Source organism: Listeria weihenstephanensis (assembly GCF_003534205.1).
In the GTDB taxonomy this organism is placed as follows: Bacteria; Bacillota; Bacilli; order Lactobacillales; family Listeriaceae; genus Listeria_A; species Listeria_A weihenstephanensis.
On sequence record NZ_CP011102.1, the window covers coordinates 3,316,375 to 3,333,529 of the forward strand.

Sequence of the window (17,155 nt, forward strand, 5' to 3'; positions counted from 1 at the left end):
TTTTCCATACGTAGATTTTTAGTTATTGCCGTAATAGTAAGCTTTCATTTTCATGTTTGTATTATTAAAAATCGTTCCAATCACTTTGGTTCCAGCGACTTCCAATTTTTGCAACGCTTTTTTGGCATTTTCTTGTTTCGTATAATTATTTCGTACAATTAAAATCGTTCCGTCCACCCATGAAGCTATTGTCTGTGCATCGGCAACGGCCATAACTGGTGGCGTATCAATAATAATCCGGTCGTACTCCGCGTAAAGTTCCTGATACAGCTTCTGCATCTTCACAGAATTAAGTAGCGCCGCGGGATCTGCTGGCGTAATACCCACAGGAAGTACAGATAAATTCGGCACATCCGACGGCACAATCGCCTCTTCTACCCCAACGACTCCTTGCAAAAATCCAGTCAAACCGTACGAAGAATAGCACTCTGGAAAAATCTTATGAGCTGTTGGTTTTCGTAAATCGAGATCAATAAGTAATGTTTTTTTGTTAAGCGCTGCGTATGTCACTGCCAAATTGCTGGAAATAAGCGATTTGCCAGAGTCCGGATCGGGGGACGTAATCATCATTGCCTTATATTCTTGATCGATTCCCGCAAAATCAATATTGGCACGGATGTAGCGAAAAGACTCTGCATACGCCGATTGGGATTCATATTTAGTCACCAATTTATCCTTGCCCGTTGATTTATCACGAAATTGTTTACTTCTCATCGCTTTCACCATTTCCTTTCTGATGACCTGGTCGGCAGTCTGGCAATTTCCCAACCGCTCCAAGCATTGGTACACCAAGCATTTCAAGGTCTTTATCTTCTTTAAAACTAGTGCTGAGAAGATTGCGCATGAAAGCAATCACAACTCCGATTAAACCACCACCAAGGAGACCAAGAATCCCAATTAAAAACGGTTTTGGAGTCACTGCCGTCGTGTCTGTAGCCGGTTTTGCTTCCGCTAAAATATTGATATTATCCACTTTCATAACTTTCGGTGTCACTTTTTTAAAAGCTTCCGCAGTTTCATTCGCTATTTGAGCCGCCACTTCTGGATCTTTATCCGTCACGGTTATATTCATTACTTGGGAATCCTGTTCGGTTGTTACAGTTATTTTGTCGCCTAATTCTGTAAGCGTGTAGGCATCATCCATATTTTTTTCGACTTCACTTAGAACACGCGGACTTTTGATAAGCACACGATACGTATTCACAAGTTGTAGATTCGCTTGCACCTCTGCATTTTGAGAAATCGCATTTTCATTCTGACTCGTTTGCGACACTAACACTTGACTACTCATAGAATAAACGGGTGTTAAAAAGAAGTAAGTGACAAGTATTGCTGTCAAAAGCCCTCCAATCGCAAAGGATACAATCCATAACCAACTCTTCTTCAAAATCGCAAACATATCTTTTATACTAAATAAGCTATCCATCTTTTCTCTCCTCACCTAGTCATTCCCACTTTTTATTTCATCTGTGTGTAGATTTGTTCCCATTTTTGTTGGTACACCTGTATTGCAAATCGTCGTTGAATCGTTTCAAACGCCGCTTGGGAATATCTCTCGCGCATCATCCCGTCCTCTAAAAAGGCTGTCATTTTGCTTTCCAGTTGAACTGTATTGCCCGCTTCAATCAACATCCCATTCTCCCCATCTTGAATTGCTTGTGGAATCCCGCCAACCGTAGTACTCAAGTTGGGAATCCCATACGCCATCGTTTCCAAAATCGCCATCGGAAGCCCTTCATGATAAGACGGCAAAATGTGCAGAACCACTTCTTGTAAAATTTGCTCCTTGTCCTCCGCGCCAATCCAACCACCTAAAATCACGTTCTCGAGTTGTTCGGTCTCGATTTGCGCCGCAACTTTCTCTAGCTCGCCATCACCATATAAGTAAAAACGCATATCTGGGAATCGTTGTTGCATCGTTTTCGCAATCGCAAGCACATCATAGCTGCCTTTACGCTCGCCGATACGGCCAAACATCACAATATTTTTCGCGTCACGGTTGTAGTTATTCGATATCGGCATCGCGACCGCATTCTCAATCACACGAACCGGAACCGCCGTCAAACCATTGTAAAACGCCGCCCATTCCTCACTCAAAACCACGACTTCATCCGGTTTACTCAAAATATAGCGAATATATTTACGAGCCAATTTGTTACTTTTATTGTAAAAAACGTCAAATTGAGACGCATGCATGTGTAGCACCACTTTACAATCCTTCTTCGCCCGCAAAATGAGCAACGCCTTGCGATAAAAACTACCATTTTGCGCCATATGCACATGAACTACATCAATGTTTTCCCGCCTGATCCGTCGTCTAATTTGGAAAACAGCCTGCCATGTCGTTTTTAGTCGTGTTGCAAGCGTGCCTTCTTTCCACGTCGCCATATAATATATCTCATGTTGCTCCGACTGAAAATGCTGTTTAAAATTCGCAATCACCGTCGCGATTCCACCTTTGGATTCAGCGTCCGGTCCGATCATTAAGATACGCATCGTTCATTCCTGCTTTCCTTTTCGCCTTTAGCACATGTCCAAGAAAAATGAGGTTACCACCAATATAGCGTTCGAACATCCGAATCGGCTCCTGAATAAAGCGGTAAAACCACTCCAAACCACTCTTTTGCATCCAACGCGGCGCCCGTTTCGTCTTACCTGCGATCACATCAAAGCTTCCGCCGACGCCCATCACAAATGGCACATCCATACGTTCCAGCTGCTCATGAATCCAAAACTCTTTCTTCGGACTCGAGAAGGCAACAAACACAATATCAGCCTGGCTCTCCCGAATATCATCCGCAATTTGATCCGACATTGCATCCTCAAAATACCCATTTTCATGCCCAACAATCTGCACATCGCGGTACTTCTTGCTGCTCGCCATCACCACTTTACGAACCACTTCCTCCGTTGCGCCGAAGAAAAACACTTTATATTTCCGCGCATTAGCCAGTTTTAGCACCTCGTCCATCAAATCAATACCCGCCACACGTTCTGGTACGTCTAAACCTAACAACTTAGCGGCCATCAAAATCGAAGCACCATCCGCATTAATCAGCGGTGAACTGTTCACAATCGCGCGCAATGTCGCATCTTTTTGCATCAAATTAATCTTATTCGCATTAATCACCACATGTTGCACTGGCTTCCCGATTTGAATAATTTCATCAACTTTCGCAACCGTCTGTTCCATCGTTAACGCATCTAATTCGCTTCCAAGTAACCGAATTCGCATTCTCTATTTCAGCCTCTTTCCTACATGCCTTTACCGGCAAATTCTTTAAATGTTAAGCATAAAATCTTGATATTTAGCAACAGGGATTGCTCACGAATATATTTCAAATCAAGTTCGACCATCTCTTCAAAGCTGAGCGTATTCCGTCCACTGACCTGCCATAAACCCGTACAACCAGGCGTAATCGCAAGTCGTTGCATATCGTAATCGCTATATTCCGCTACCTCTCGAGCAAGCGGCGGTCGCGGTCCAACAAAACTCATTTCGCCACGCAACACATTCAAAAATTGCGGAAATTCATCTAAGCTCGTCTTCCGAATAAAGTGCCCCACTCGTGTAATCCGTGGATCATTCTTCATTTTAAACATCGCGCCCTGCATTTCGTTTTGCGCAAGTAAGGCTTCTAGTTTCGCCTCCGCGTCCACGTGCATCGACCGGAATTTATACATTCCAAACGTTTTCCCGTCTTTGCCAACCCGTGTTTGCTTGAAGAAAATCGGATCGCGCCAGCTCTCGGCTTTGATAAGAATGGCGATAACAAGCGTCACAGGTAGCGAAATCAAGATCGCAAGCAAGGCACATAAAATATCAAAACTACGAATAAGTTTGGCTTGCTTTCTGTTTTGCTTCGGCTTTATCTTTTGTATTTTATCTAATTCTTCATAATACATCGTTCACACCGTCCCTTATTGTTTTGCGAGCGCAGTCTGCATGTAAGTGTACATCGAACCGAAATCCATACGTGTCACATCACTAGCCAACGTCTTTACAACATTTTTCGTATCCAATACACGAGGAGCTGCCATTTTTGCTGTCGCTTTAGAATCAATTATTTGAAATTCAAAATGGTCAGTCAACACTAAAATTAGCGAACTATCTTGACATGCCTCCTCAATTGTTAGCGTGGCACTCACGACATGCGGATCGTACGTCGCTACATCAAAACCTTGAAACGCTAGCATCTCGGCAATTTCCATCGCTGGGCTTTCTCGCGTATCATCAATGTTTCCTTTATACGTTAAGCCGAATATCGTTATTTTGTTCGTCGGTGCTTCTTGCATCAGTTGCTTCGTTGCATCTACCACAAAAGCTGGCATCGAACTGTTGATTTCGCGCGCCGTTTGAATTAGAGGAGAAAAGTCAGGAGAAGCCGCTGCGACGAAGTAAGGATCAACCGCTAAGCAGTGCCCTCCAACGCCTGGGCCTGGGGAATGAAGATTGACACGCGGATGACGATTCGCCATCTCGATTACTTTTAATGCGTTGATGTGTAAGTCTGTCCCGATTTTTGCAAGTTCATTGGCCAGCGCTATATTGACATCACGATACGTATTTTCCATCAATTTGCTGAGTTCTGCCTCGCTCGCGGATGCTTCGATTAGCTCACCTTGCACGACCGTCTGATAAACCGCCTTGGTCTGCTCTGTACAATTCGGCGTCACGCCACCGATAATGCGCGGATTATGCACTAATTCATAGGCGATGTTTCCTGGTAACACACGCTCTGGACAATGCGCCAAGTAAAGATCCTCACCAATCGTGAATCCAGCCTGTTCGAGCATCGGTTGCACGACATCTTCCATCGTACGTGGTGCAATCGTGGACTCGACAATAACAATATTACCTACCGCCAAGTAAGGAATAATGCTCTGGATGGCCGATTCTACATAAGATAAGTCACAAGATTGGTAACGATCCTCTTTGTTCGGCGTTGGCACTGCAACAATATAAGCATCTGCTGGAGCGGGTACCAGTTCCGCTTTAAAATTCCCAGCAGCAAGTGCCTCATTGTATAGTGCTTGTAATCCTTCTTCTTCGATGTGAATAAACCCTTGATTTAATTTCTCTACAACAGTCGGGCTCACGTCTACACCCACCACTTGATGACCATGTGTTGCAAATAAAATGGAAGTAGGAAGCCCAATATAACCTAAACCGATCGTTGTTATTTTCATATCCTGTGCACCTAACCTTTTCTTAAAATTTATTTTGCCGGAACTGTCAGTGTCCATTGCCCTTTGATATCGCCTGCTGGTGCGTAGTAAAATGTCACGGATTTTGTGTCTTTTGGAATTTCGTAGTAGCCTTTGCCAACGAGTGATTTTCCTGCTGGAATCGCTGCGCCGAAGTTCTTCGCTTCCATGCCATATACCTCGTATGTTTTGCCGTTATCTGCTTTGACGCGGAAATCTGCGGCACCTGCGCCACTTTCTTGTTTGGAGGTGTTTTTAATGTTCATTTCAACGATGAGCATTTGTTTGGATTTGTCCTTTGATTCTGCGTAGCCGCTTGTTACTGATTTTACTTGTAGATTTAGATCGCTTGTTTCGACTGTTTTGCCAACCTCATTTTTTTCTTGCTTTTGTTCTACTTTGGCATCGTTTGTTTTATCGGATGTATCCGCTGTATTTCCGCAAGCTGTAAGTCCTGCAACGAGCGTGCAAGCCGAGAGTATCATCGCCATTTTCTTTTTCATGAGTTATATCTTCCTTTCTGTACCTTGCTTGTTTTAGTAGGTATCCTATTAGAATACATGTAGTATACACCCGTTCTGATTTTGCTGTTTTTAGTGGATTTTGACTAGATGTTCAACTACCAGTATTATTTCAAGAAAATGTACCTCTTTCATACCTAGCAATGTTGTGCATACTTTTTTATTGCGGTTTTCTTCTTCATTTTATGAACTTTTTATGAACTCTACCACTTTTTATAGATTTTAAAAAAAAGATAGTTACTTGAATGAATCATGCTATTTATACCTACATTGGAACATTTAGAGGGAAGGGATACGTATGCATCCCCTTCCTCCTCTTTCGTTCCTTGTACACTAGTTGATTAGTCTACGATAGTTAGGTTTTGTTCGTCCATCACAAGTCCATTTTTGTCGATAAGTGCCACTTTGACAACATCATCTTTCGATGTGATTTTATTTTTCATGCCCACGTAATAGTTGAAGTTGCCACCTGTAACGGTTCCACCGATGGCTAATGCTGTGCCATTGACTGTCACGCGAATCGCTTTCGCATCACCTGTGTATGTGCCTGTTACCGCGCTTGTTTTTAGGGAGAAACTTGCTGGTGCAATCGTTCCTATGGCTGGTGTTGCGGCTTTCACGGTGACTGTTTTGGTGTCGATGATGTTTTTGTTGGCGTCTAAACCTTTGATGGTTACTACGTCCGATGCGGAGGTTACTTTGGTGCCCATCCAGAACGTGAAATTACCGTTGTCCAGTGTTCCGCCTGTGTAGTCCGTGCCGTTGACCGTTACGATGATGGATTTCACATCGCCTGTGTACGTTCCTACAAGGTTTGTGTCGCCTGGTGTTGTGTAAACGGCTGGTGTGACTGTTCCTACACCTTTTGCTGGATTGAGTACAGTGACTGTTTTCATGTCTACTTGTGTGCCATTTGCATCGTAACCGTAGATGATGACGCTGTCTGATGTCGACGTTACTTTGTTTCCGATGTAGAAATTGATGTTACCGTCAGCTACTGTTCCGCCAGAATACATAGTGCCATTGATTTTCACTTGGACTGTTTTCACATTACCAGAGTACGTGCCTGTCAAATAGCTGCTGCCGATTGTGAAGGCTGCTGGTGTGACTGTATTTGGAATCACAACGGAGCTTTGGATGACTACATTTTTTGTATCTAGGACACGAGCGTATGCGTCAATAGCTTCGATTTTAACCACGTCACTTGTGGATGTGATTTTGTCGCCGATGTAGAAGCTGACTGTGCCGTTGCTTACGGTTCCGCCTGTATATTTCGTGCCGTTGATTGTTACGGCTACTGATTTCACATCACCTGTATAGCTCGCTGTTAGGGTTTTATCTGCTGGAATTTTAAATACCGTTGGTGTGATGGTTCCTGTTGTTGCTGGCAGTACTTTTGCTACACTTACGATGGATGTTGCAATTTTGTTACCGTTTTTGTCGTAGCCGTCAACATAAACTACTTGATTTGTGCTTGTGATTTTGTCGCTAGCGTAAAAGTTATATTGACCCGCGCTTAGTGTGCCTCCTGTGTAAGTTGTACCATCGACGCGTACTTTGATGGATACAACGTCGCCTGTGTAAGCACCTGTGATGTATTTATCAACGCCGACGTTGAAATCGTTCGCTGTCACTGATCCTTTACCTACAGTGGAGCTTGAATCTTGGCTGTCTGATAGGGCGATCGCGCTTGTTGCGATTTTGTTGCCGTTCGCATCGTAGCCATCGATACGTGCAGATTTAGATTTGTCGACAATTTTATCTAGGGCATAGAAGCTGAATTGGTTACCAGAGATCGTACCACCACTGTACGTGACGCCATCGTAGACGAGTTTGATGGATTTCACATCGCCGGATAGAGTTCCTGTGACGTTTTTATCCGTGTGGATGACGAACGCGTTTGCGGTTACTGTGCCTGTTCCTGGTGTTACACTGCCACCATTTTGGATAATATTAGCTGTTTTTGTGTTGAGTACATTGCCGTATTTGTCTAGGGCTTCAATTTTATAAGTCTGTGCGCTTGTTGCGGCTGTGATTTTGTCTAAGGCATAGAAGCTATACGTGCCATCTGCGTTGACAGAACCGCCTGTGTAAACCGTAGAACCAATCGTCACGCGGAAGTTTTTCACGTCGCCTGTGAAGGTTCCCGTGATGTTTTTATCCACGCCCACTGTGAAGTCCTTCGCTGTTAATGTGCCTGTTTGTGGTGTTTGGGCGACGGTGACTGTTGTTGCTGGGCTGACTTTATTGTCTGGTGTGGTTGCTGTTACGTCTAGTTTTGTACCAGCTGCTTGGGCTGGAATGTTGATTGACCAAGTGCCGTTGGCTGGTACCACGCCTGTGTAGGTTTGGCCAGCTGGTGTTTTCACAGTAATCGTGTCGCCTGCTACGCCTGTTCCTGTTGCTTTTGTATCGGAATCTTTGACTGGATTCACCGTTGGTGCGACTGGTGTCCGTGTGGAAACTTTGACCATGTTCGCTGTTTTGGTGTCTAGAACGTTGCCGTATTGATCTAAGGCTGCGATCGTGAATGGTCCTTCGACAGCTTTGTCCGTTGCGTAGAAAGTATACGTATGTTTGACTGGGTCAATAGATCCGCCTGTGTACACTTTAGATCCGATCGTTACGCGGAAGTTTTTCACGTCGCCTGTGTATGTTCCAACGATGTATTGGTCTTTGCCGATGGTGAAGTCGCCAGTTGTTAACGAACCGCTTGTTGGTGATTGGGCTACGGTTACTTCGGTTGGTTCACTTGTCTTGCCATTTGGTCCTGTTGCGGTTACATCTAGTTCTGAACCGGCTGGTTGGGCTGGGATATCAATCGACCACGTACCGTTTGCTGGTACCACGCCAGATGCTGTATTGCCATTTGGTAATTTCACGGTAATCGTGTCTCCAGGTGTACCAGTTCCTGTTGCTTTTGTATCCGAATCTTTGACAGGATTCACGCTTGGTGCGCTTGGTGTGCGATCATCTTGGACGATCGTTTTCACAACACCGCTTGTTTTGCCTGCTTTGGCTTGTTGAACCGCTACTTCTAGGCCTGCTGCTAATTTTGGTATCGCTACTTCGTAGTTACCATTCGCATCCACGGTACCTGTGTAGTTTTTGCCATTGGCTATTACAGTCACTGTTGCGCCTGCGACACCTGTACCGGTTACTTTTGTATCTTGGTTGGATACGCGATTCACCGTTGGATTCGCTAGAATGTCCGCTTGTACCGTTACAACAGTTGCGGCACCTTTATTTCCAGCTGCATCTGTTAGGGCAACGGATACGTCTTTTCCAACCGCTTGTTTTGGAATCGTGATGCTGAAATTACCGTCGGCATCGGTTGTGCCTGTAATCGTTCCACCAGATGGTAGGGTCACTGTCACATCACAGTTTGCCTCGCCTTTTCCGATAACTTTCGTTGACGTATCTGTCAACCCTTGGACCGTTGGTGCGTCTGGTGCGATGGCATCCAGTACGGTGGTTGTTGTTTTATCGCTTAACACGCCGTCTTGATCTTTGGCAATGGCTTCGACAATTGCACCTGCATTTGGTGTGTCAATGGGAATGCTGAAGTCGCCGAAATCATCGACTAGTCCTGTGTACGTTAGCGTCATATCATCATCTTTGACTTTCAAAGTGATTGTATTCCCAGGAGTTCCAGTACCTGTTACTTTTGTTGATTTGTTGGTGACGTTATCTAACACGGGCGTCGATGGACCTTCGTAAGTTACCGTTGCGTTTGCTTTCCCACTGGATACGCCATTCAAAACAGAGTTCGCTTCAACAACGGTGTTCGCGGCTTGTTTTGGAATCGCTACACTCCACGTGCCATCTGCGGCAACTGTCGTTGTGTAGTTGATACCATTCGCTGTAAATGTCAGTGTAGAACCTGGTTCACCCGTTCCAGATGCGGTTGTGTTTTTGCTTGTGAGTGGTTCGATGGTTGGTGTTACGATAGGTGCTTGTTTTACGTTTGTTGTCGCTGGATCGCTGATATTCCCTGCGATGTCTTGTGCTGTAATTTGTAGTGGTGTATTATAGGCTTGTTTTGGGATGGTTACCGTATAATTGCCATTCGCGTCTGCCTTCGCTGTTCCAATTTCTGTGCCGTTTGCTTGTACAGATACGGTGGAATTCGCTTCTGCGTTTCCTGTTACAGTTGTTGAATTAGTATACACGTCACTTGTATTTGTTGGGGCTGTTGGGGCTGTTTGGTCTGTATTTTGGAAGGTTGAATTGAAAACTTTCACTGTTCCTTCAGTTCCTATTGCATCTCCTAGTCCTATCACTTTAAATTCTACACGAATTTTCGAAGAGGTCGCAGTAACCGTTTTACTATAATTAGTTCGAGTCGTACTAGTAACGGGTACCCAGTCACTAGTATTTAGATTCTGAACCGTTCCGTTATCATTATAGTTAATAACACGAATTTCTAAATTTTCTAATTTGCTACCAGAAATATATTGATAACCAGTTGAAAGTTTATAGGATTGTCCCTTTGTTACAGCAACATCTTGCCCAATATATGCTATATAGCCATTATCTATCTTTCTATTATGAGAAATTTCTATTCCATCAGATTTTGGAGTAAAGTGATTCCAAGAGTCAGTGGTATCCATATATGTGATATAGGTAGAACCGTTGTATTTAAGGTAAGCTCCTTGGTAAGCATTGTCACCTTTCCCATCAGTGGTCCATGAGGTAATGCCATTATCAACTGGTTGCCCTACAAAATTAGGGTTTTGTAGCAAGTTTGTATTCTGAATCGTAGCCCCTAAACCAGCTTTCAATCCACTCAGTAATTTCGTTTCGGCTTGTGTACCAACGCTTGTTCCTTGATCCTTATTCTCTGCGGCAAAAGCCATTCCTGGTAATGTTGTAATAAACGTACTTGCCACCACATTCGCAGCAATTAGTGCAATTGCCACTTTTTTCATTGTTTTTTGCTTTGTCATAGTAATCTTTGCTCCTCTTTGTTTTTATTTTATCAATCATGAATACTCATAGTAAGGCATAGTGAGAGTCGCTCCATATAACTATTCAACTCCTTTCACGCCTAGCATTTCCTATCCTTAGCTAGTATCCATGGTACATATCCATTGTTTCATCAATAAGAAACCTCCATTTCATATGACTGGATAAAGTTAGATTATGTTGATAATCTCCTTCAATGCTGATTTATTTATACAAATTTGCAAACTTGGTGCTAGTAATCCTGCTTCCACAAATTGTTTACAAATGATATACACGGTTGTAACTGTTACGTTCGAATAATTCGCAATAATCTTTCTAGTGAATTCTTTCTGTAACTTTATATTATTTTGATCTTCTTCTCCATATAATCTGCCTATTTCCATTAAACTCTTGATTATTCGTGTTTCAGCTGGTTCTGTTTGCAATTTAATTTTGTATAAGAGGTCCTCATTTTTAGCCCTAATATCTTGATACAAGTAGAAAATCCCTTCTTGCATATACATAAGTTTCATCATCACTTCTTGTTTGGAAAATTCCCAAACTACTACTTCTGTCATCGCAATAACTGTCAAAATCGAAGCTTCATTATGCAAGATACTGTTCATTCCAAGCATCTCGTGTGGTCCAAAAAAATAGATGAGCTGCTTTTCTTTCGACCCGCTGCAAATACCAGACTCTACAAAATACAGCTTATCATGCATTTGATTTTCTTCAAGAATAATTTCATTTTTCGGTAAAACATTTTTCGTTCGTTTTAATTTATATGTTCTATCATCTAACAGGATTTGAAGTAAGCGGTCATTATTAAATTGGCGCTGTATCACATCTTTATCAAATAATTCTGCATACGACATTCTTTATCAACTCCTGACACAATTTCATAGTAAGAATAGCATTTCTTGTCTATTTCTTAACAAGGTTCATTGTAACATGATTATTAAGCGGACCAAACTTAAGTATTTAAGGTATTGCAAACTTTATTACGAAGATTTTGTGTCCAAACAGAGCTTTTATTTACAGCACTTATTTTTCAAATACTCTTCACAGATCTGATTCAAAAGGACTATGCAACATCTAAAAACTGTGTGCTTACATAGATACTCAATTCACTCCAACATGCTTTATAACATTCGCAAGGAGCACTTATTTGATACATAATTTTGGACTTGCGTATTTTCTCTTTCAATACTAGGGATTGGTAATATATTGAGATTGTTCATCGACGCCTCCTCGTCGCCTTCTCTTGTATGAATCTAGTATATATCCTATGGCTTTTTCATGCTGCTCCGTCTTATTCAATCAACTTTCATTTTTGGCAAATATAATAAATTAGTGATATATAATTCCTTGCATTTTTGTATTTATTAGAACTTTATTTGTTGTTATAGCTATTTTTATTGAACTTTCTATGACAATTCATTCAATCTGAATTTTAAAGAAAAAAGAAAGGGGGTAGAAGAAATACACTATTTTTGTTAATTTACTTGAATAATGTTACAATATAGAGCAAGAAAGACCGTCATTGTTTATGCTCTTTTTAAAGAAAGGGGAAAGACACTATGTATAGTAAAGATGAAATACGTTCTTACGCAACTTTTTCCAAAATTTTAAAGCTATTGAAGAAGGATTCTCACTTTAATCAGTATTGTACACAACATATCATCCAAAAAAAAACCATTATTCACTCTAACAGTGATTTAAAATACAGCTATTTAGTGGAGAGTGGGTATATTAAATATAATTATACTAGTGATGGTTATACTAAGAATTTTCATATCTTATCTCCAGGCAGACTGTTTAACCTACCTATACTCTTAGAAGAAATTCCAAAAAAGTATACAGTTACCGCACTCACTGACGTTTTATGGTGGCAAATTGACTTTGATTACATCCGAAAAATCTTAATCACCGAGGATCCCAAGCATTATATTATGCTTAATCATTTATTAGAAAGTCGCTATGACCTCTTTTTATTGACTAGGAGGCATAGTCTTTCCTCCGAAGACAGTATTTATTTTTCGTTGCTTCGCTGTGTAAAAGCCGGTATTCGAACAAAGCCTAATGAAGCACAGTTACCCGCCTTTTTAAATTATGAGATGTTAGCTGAATTATCCTACACATCTAAAACCTATACCTCTGATGTATTGAAAAGATTAAGAGAAGAGGGGATTTTAATTTCTTCTAAAAAACCATGGATAGTTACCGACATTAAACGACTTCGAGAATTACTAGGCTCCAATGACTGGTGGGATTTATAGGCCTACTCCCATATTCTGATGTATGGGGAGTGTAAAATAAACTGTGTAAATAATGAATCCTAGGTTCATTGTTTATGCAGTTTATTTTACACTCCCCTCCCTACAAAAAAGGATGGAACTGGAATGGCAACCCTTTTTCGAACAAAATTTATAAGGTGTTGCGCAGCTAAATCCGTATCTCAGAATTTAGCCTGTTCTGCTCTTGTCCTGAACGGGGTTCGCGATGCGAAAACTAACAGGGCTTTGATAATTCAGTGTCCCGTGAAGCCGAATATGATTCCACCAATTCACATAATCGAAGAGCTCTACTTGCAACTGTTCTAATGTTTGAAAATGGTTGGGATACACGAACTCCTTCTTGAATGATTTGTAGGTACTTTCCGCAACCGCGTTGTCATACGGACAACCTTTATTACTTAGCGAACGTTGAATATCAAAAGCGTCTAGTAGCTCGTCCATTTCCTGATTATCAAACTCACTTCCGTGGTCTGTATGAAACAGATGGACTTTGGTAAGTGAAAAGGGAATACGATACATTGCCTCTTTGACTAAAGCGGCTGTTTTATGCCGTCCAGCGCTATGCCCAATAATTTCACGATTAAATAGATCTAGAATGAAGCAGACATAGTGCCATTTGTTACCCACTCGTACATAGGTAAGATCGGTGACAAGCACCTTTCGTGCCTCTTCTTGTTCAAATTGACGTCCTAACTCATTCTTAATAGGTGCTTCATTGGTCGCTACTTTTAATTTTCGAGTACCATAGTTTCTACGACTTTTATCAAATTCTTCGACAACTGCTTTTTCTAACGCTGCCTCTGATTTTTTCGGTCTTGCTTGATAATAATAGGTGCTCCTCGAGACACCCAAAACACGGCACATCGCTGCTATTGGATATTTATGTTGGTTTTGTTGGATTACTTGGATTTTCGTCCGAATATCAGCGCCGCTTGCTTTAAAATATCATTTTCCATCTCTAACTGCGTATTTCGCTTGCGTAGTTTTTGGAGTTCTTTTTGTTCCGATGTCAGATTATCTTTTGCTTTAAAAGAACCTGTTGTTCGACTCTGACTTATCCATTTATCAAGTGCCAAAGGCGTTAAATCATATTCCTCAATAATAGCTTTACGAGGCTTCCCTGACTCATATAATGCCACCATTTGTTTCTTGAATTCGGATGTGAACGTTCGCTTTACTCTTTTTGTCATCGTCTATTCCTCCAGTGTGCTTATCTTTTATTGTACACACCTTATTTTTTCTGTCCAGTTTAGTATAACCTATCCAGACGTCTTCACTACTATGGTTTCTGCTGACTTCTCACAATCCAGCCTTATATCGGCTATAAGCTTTTGGGACAGAGTCGTGAGACCTCCCCAGTTAAGATGCAAACTCTTTCTCTCCATCTATCCGCCACATTTACACCATACAATTTTTTTCTAGTAGTTATTGGACTTCGGCTTCTATTGCAACCTTATCCTTGCATGGCGCCTTCTATGTGATTTCTGTTCGTCGGACCAGAGATTTGCCTTGAGCTTCCTTCAGATTCCACGTCGCCATGGACACCCTTGCTGTTGGCTAGGTGCTTACCACTACTCGGTCGCACTCGGGACTTTCACCCGTTTTTGTTTGCCCATGCTGGGCAAACAAAAAACAGGCAAGTCAAAATCCTGACTCTACCTGCTTTCAATATTTTTATTTCGCTTTCTTGCTATCCATTTTACTTTTAACAAACGAGAAAATCATCGGCAAGATCGATACGAAAATAATACCTAGTACAACGAGTGAGAAGTTCTCTTTCACGACTGGGATATTCCCGAAGAAATAGCCGGCCATCGTACAAAGTAGTACCCAAACGGTTGCGCCTAGTAAGTTATAATTCAAGAAATAACGATAATTCATGCGACTCGCACCAGCTACGAATGGCGCGAAAGTACGGATGAATGGCATGAAACGCGCGATGAAAATTGTTTTACCGCCGTGTTTATTGAAGAATGCTTCTGCTTTGTCCATTTTTTCTTGGTTGATGAATTTGCCGAGCCAGCTATCTGGCGGGATCGAGGTGCCGACTTTTTTACCGATATGGTAGTTGACCGTGTCGCCAAGTACTGCGGCTACCCACAAAACAATGAGCAGGATGATGATATTGAGCTCTGAGCCTGGTAACACTGCCAAGGCGCCAGCTGCGAACAGTAAGGAATCTCCTGGCAAGAATGGGAAAATAACGAGTCCGGTTTCTACAAATATAATTAAGAAAATAATGACATACGTCCAAATGCCAAATGTATTGATAATTTCAACTAGATGTTGATCAATATGGATGATAAAACTAATCATCGCCTGGATAATATCCACGAATCTATCACGTCCTATTTTAAATTCTGCTATTCTGTTTAATCACAGTTAGCTTCTATTGTAACATATTTATTGTTCATACTATATCATACCACGGACTTATTTACATAAACTTAACAATATTACGGCAGACAAAAAAACAAAATCCGCGTCTACTCAAAATTTCTGAGTGAGGCGCGGATTTTACTTTCTTAAATTATGCTTTTGCTTCTGTTAAGTCATCTGCTGTGCTCAAGCTAATTAATCCAGCTACGCAAAGCAATACGATTGGAACTAGGAACATCATCGATACGCTCATTGTGCAGGCTACGGCCGAAGCGATTAGCATGACGCCGCCTTTTAGCGGTGCTTTGTTCATGATAATGGCGCCGAATAAGCCGACAAATGACATCGCTAATGCTACGAAGTTCAGAATCGTGAATACCAATGAATCTTCTTCCAAAACGCGTGCAATGCTGTCGACGGAAATAACGGTTAGGCTAAGCCCCATCGCGAGCAATGCTCCAATAATCCCCAATGTTTTCGCAAAATTCATCGTAAAAACTCCATTCGAAAGACATATTTATCCGTTTTCGCGTATAAGCTAACGCAAACCCTTGGATACTTCCATGTTACCATTTTTACATACTATTTGGCAACTCAATGAAATGGACAGCCGCCACGTTTTACTGGGGTAATTTCGGTGCGTTCAAATGGCGCATCTTGATAGAAAAAGTTCGGTTTGACGATTTTATTCGGGTAGCGCTGATGGAACATGTGCGTCGTTGCTGGCGAGACTGGCGGGATAAGCCATGCCCATTCGCCGGTGACTTCGCGCCCTGCGGCTTGCTCGTTTGTTTCGAATTGGCCGAATTGGCGAGCCGCTGTGTGGTGATCGACAATCTGGACTTTGGCTTTGTGATAGGAGTCGAGGACAGCGACGTTGAGCTCGACTAACGCGCGATCTTTCCATAGTGAATCGAGACGCTTCGTGTTTAGTCCGAGTTTTTCGGCGACGGCGGCGAGCTTGTTGTAACGCCCTTCATCCGCGAAATTCCGCGCGCCAATTTCGGTTTCCATATACCAACCGTTGAACGGTGCCGCTTGATACGTGATGCCGCCGATTTCGAGCTTCATTTCGGAGATAATTGGGACGGCATACCAGCGCAGGCCAAGCTCGGCGACTTGCGGGAAATCGGGATGCGCGATTGGGACTTCAAGCACGAGTTCGGACGGGATTTCGATGACGGTTGGCTTGGCATCAGCGCTTTCTTGGATGACGAGTGGCAAAATGTCGAATTCCGTGTGCGCGCCACGCCAGCCGAGCCCTTCGCAGACTTCCGTGAAGGACACCGACGCCGGATCACCGATAATATCGCCATTTTCCGACGCGTATCCAGCATACCGAATCAGTTGGTGATTCCAAATCCGCGGACCGTCGCTACCTGGTTTAAAAATCGTGATGAAAGGCCTGATTTGACCGCCGTTCGTTGCTTTTCGGATATGCTCAAAAAGGGCATCGCGAATTTCCGATACAGTCCCCGCCGCGCGAGCATCAACGACTTGGATGCGATCCCAGAAAAGCCTGCCAACACAACGGTTACTATTGCGCCACGCCATTTTTGCGCCGATCGTTAATTCTTCCAATGTATGTGTGTATGTACCAGTTTGCGCGATTTCTCCTCGCACCACGTCGATACGATTCTGGAGTTCCGCCGCATCCTTCGTTAACTCTGTGTAAGCTTTTGTTATGAATTCCACTGCCTCTTCTGCGTTCATATTCGCCGACTCCTCCTCAAGCTTGATTATGTACTTATTTTAACACATTCCAGCATGACAAAAAGGAATATTCCCCGATTTCCCGAGAAA

General features: G+C 42.5%; 13 protein-coding genes and 1 pseudogene. 1 reads left to right on the forward strand and 13 read right to left on the reverse strand.

Going from position 1 to position 17,155, the window contains the following annotated elements; translation table 11 throughout:
• Window positions 1-18 precede the first annotated feature (18 nt).
• The 9 genes from UE46_RS15820 to UE46_RS15860 form a co-directional block, all read right to left on the reverse strand.
• Window positions 19-714 carry a CpsD/CapB family tyrosine-protein kinase gene (locus UE46_RS15820; RefSeq protein WP_036061375.1) on the reverse strand — a complete coding sequence of 232 codons (696 nt, stop codon included), beginning with the start codon at window positions 712-714 and terminating at the stop codon, window positions 19-21.
• Entirely contained in the window at window positions 704-1,426 is a 723-nt protein-coding gene (locus UE46_RS15825) for a YveK family protein (protein ID WP_118907771.1), read from the reverse strand. The genes UE46_RS15820 and UE46_RS15825 overlap by 11 nt, the downstream gene beginning before the upstream one ends.
• 32 nt (window positions 1,427-1,458) lie before the next feature.
• Entirely contained in the window at window positions 1,459-2,496 is a 1,038-nt protein-coding gene (locus tag UE46_RS15830; RefSeq protein ID WP_036061374.1) for a glycosyltransferase family 4 protein, read from the reverse strand.
• On the reverse strand, window positions 2,465-3,235 hold the full coding sequence (locus UE46_RS15835) for a WecB/TagA/CpsF family glycosyltransferase (protein WP_051492962.1): 771 nt from the start codon (window positions 3,233-3,235) through the stop codon (window positions 2,465-2,467). The genes UE46_RS15830 and UE46_RS15835 overlap by 32 nt, the downstream gene beginning before the upstream one ends.
• 20 nt (window positions 3,236-3,255) lie before the next feature.
• Window positions 3,256-3,906, reverse strand: coding sequence for a sugar transferase (locus tag UE46_RS15840; RefSeq protein WP_036061373.1), 651 nt, complete (start codon window positions 3,904-3,906; stop codon window positions 3,256-3,258).
• Between the two features lie 15 nt (window positions 3,907-3,921).
• A complete protein-coding gene (locus UE46_RS15845) occupies window positions 3,922-5,190 on the reverse strand; it encodes a nucleotide sugar dehydrogenase (protein ID WP_036061371.1) in 1,269 nt (422 codons plus the stop codon).
• A gap of 29 nt (window positions 5,191-5,219) precedes the next feature.
• Complete coding sequence (locus UE46_RS15850; protein WP_233230950.1) at window positions 5,220-5,711, reverse strand: DUF4352 domain-containing protein; 492 nt, start codon at window positions 5,709-5,711, stop codon at window positions 5,220-5,222.
• Window positions 5,712-6,070: 359 nt separating this feature from the next.
• Entirely contained in the window at window positions 6,071-10,678 is a 4,608-nt protein-coding gene (locus UE46_RS15855) for an immunoglobulin-like domain-containing protein (protein ID WP_118907772.1), read from the reverse strand.
• A gap of 189 nt (window positions 10,679-10,867) precedes the next feature.
• Window positions 10,868-11,551: a Crp/Fnr family transcriptional regulator gene (locus UE46_RS15860; RefSeq protein ID WP_036061367.1), complete on the reverse strand. Its 684-nt coding sequence runs from the start codon at window positions 11,549-11,551 to the stop codon at window positions 10,868-10,870.
• Between the two features lie 705 nt (window positions 11,552-12,256).
• Here UE46_RS15860 and UE46_RS15865 point away from each other — a divergent pair.
• The gene (locus UE46_RS15865) at window positions 12,257-12,955 is read left to right on the forward strand and encodes a Crp/Fnr family transcriptional regulator (RefSeq protein WP_118907773.1); all 699 of its coding nucleotides are present in this window, start codon (window positions 12,257-12,259) and stop codon (window positions 12,953-12,955) included.
• Window positions 12,956-13,141: 186 nt separating this feature from the next.
• Here UE46_RS15865 and UE46_RS15870 read toward each other — a convergent pair.
• The 4 genes and pseudogenes from UE46_RS15870 to UE46_RS15885 all read right to left on the reverse strand — a co-directional run bounded on the left by UE46_RS15870 (window position 13,142) and on the right by UE46_RS15885 (window position 17,065).
• Window positions 13,142-14,163 (reverse strand): annotated as a pseudogene (locus UE46_RS15870) (IS3 family transposase).
• Window positions 14,164-14,647: 484 nt separating this feature from the next.
• Complete coding sequence (locus UE46_RS15875) at window positions 14,648-15,307, reverse strand: DedA family protein (RefSeq protein WP_036061361.1); 660 nt, start codon at window positions 15,305-15,307, stop codon at window positions 14,648-14,650.
• Window positions 15,308-15,503: 196 nt separating this feature from the next.
• Window positions 15,504-15,842 carry a hypothetical protein gene (locus tag UE46_RS15880; protein WP_036061360.1) on the reverse strand — a complete coding sequence of 113 codons (339 nt, stop codon included), beginning with the start codon at window positions 15,840-15,842 and terminating at the stop codon, window positions 15,504-15,506.
• 104 nt (window positions 15,843-15,946) lie between these two features.
• Window positions 15,947-17,065: a nitric oxide synthase oxygenase gene (locus UE46_RS15885; protein WP_051492960.1), complete on the reverse strand. Its 1,119-nt coding sequence runs from the start codon at window positions 17,063-17,065 to the stop codon at window positions 15,947-15,949.
• Window positions 17,066-17,155 lie beyond the last annotated feature (90 nt).

Excerpts from the sequence above, each read along its gene's own strand:
- UE46_RS15830 (WP_036061374.1), bottom strand. The coding sequence starts at position 2,496 with ATGCGTATCTTAATGATCGGACCGGACGCTGAATCCAAAGGTGGAATC.
- UE46_RS15885 (WP_051492960.1), bottom strand. The coding sequence starts at position 17,065 with ATGAACGCAGAAGAGGCAGTGGAATTCATAACAAAAGCTTACACAGAG.
- UE46_RS15840 (WP_036061373.1), bottom strand. The coding sequence starts at position 3,906 with ATGTATTATGAAGAATTAGATAAAATACAAAAGATAAAGCCGAAGCAA.
- UE46_RS15850 (WP_233230950.1), bottom strand. The coding sequence starts at position 5,711 with ATGAAAAAGAAAATGGCGATGATACTCTCGGCTTGCACGCTCGTTGCA.
- UE46_RS15860 (WP_036061367.1), bottom strand. The coding sequence starts at position 11,551 with ATGTCGTATGCAGAATTATTTGATAAAGATGTGATACAGCGCCAATTT.
- UE46_RS15845 (WP_036061371.1), bottom strand. The coding sequence starts at position 5,190 with ATGAAAATAACAACGATCGGTTTAGGTTATATTGGGCTTCCTACTTCC.
- UE46_RS15835 (WP_051492962.1), bottom strand. The coding sequence starts at position 3,235 with ATGCGAATTCGGTTACTTGGAAGCGAATTAGATGCGTTAACGATGGAA.
- UE46_RS15855 (WP_118907772.1), bottom strand. The coding sequence starts at position 10,678 with ATGACAAAGCAAAAAACAATGAAAAAAGTGGCAATTGCACTAATTGCT.
- UE46_RS15825 (WP_118907771.1), bottom strand. The coding sequence starts at position 1,426 with ATGGATAGCTTATTTAGTATAAAAGATATGTTTGCGATTTTGAAGAAG.
- UE46_RS15865 (WP_118907773.1), top strand. The coding sequence starts at position 12,257 with ATGTATAGTAAAGATGAAATACGTTCTTACGCAACTTTTTCCAAAATT.
- UE46_RS15880 (WP_036061360.1), bottom strand. The coding sequence starts at position 15,842 with ATGAATTTTGCGAAAACATTGGGGATTATTGGAGCATTGCTCGCGATG.
- UE46_RS15820 (WP_036061375.1), bottom strand. The coding sequence starts at position 714 with ATGAGAAGTAAACAATTTCGTGATAAATCAACGGGCAAGGATAAATTG.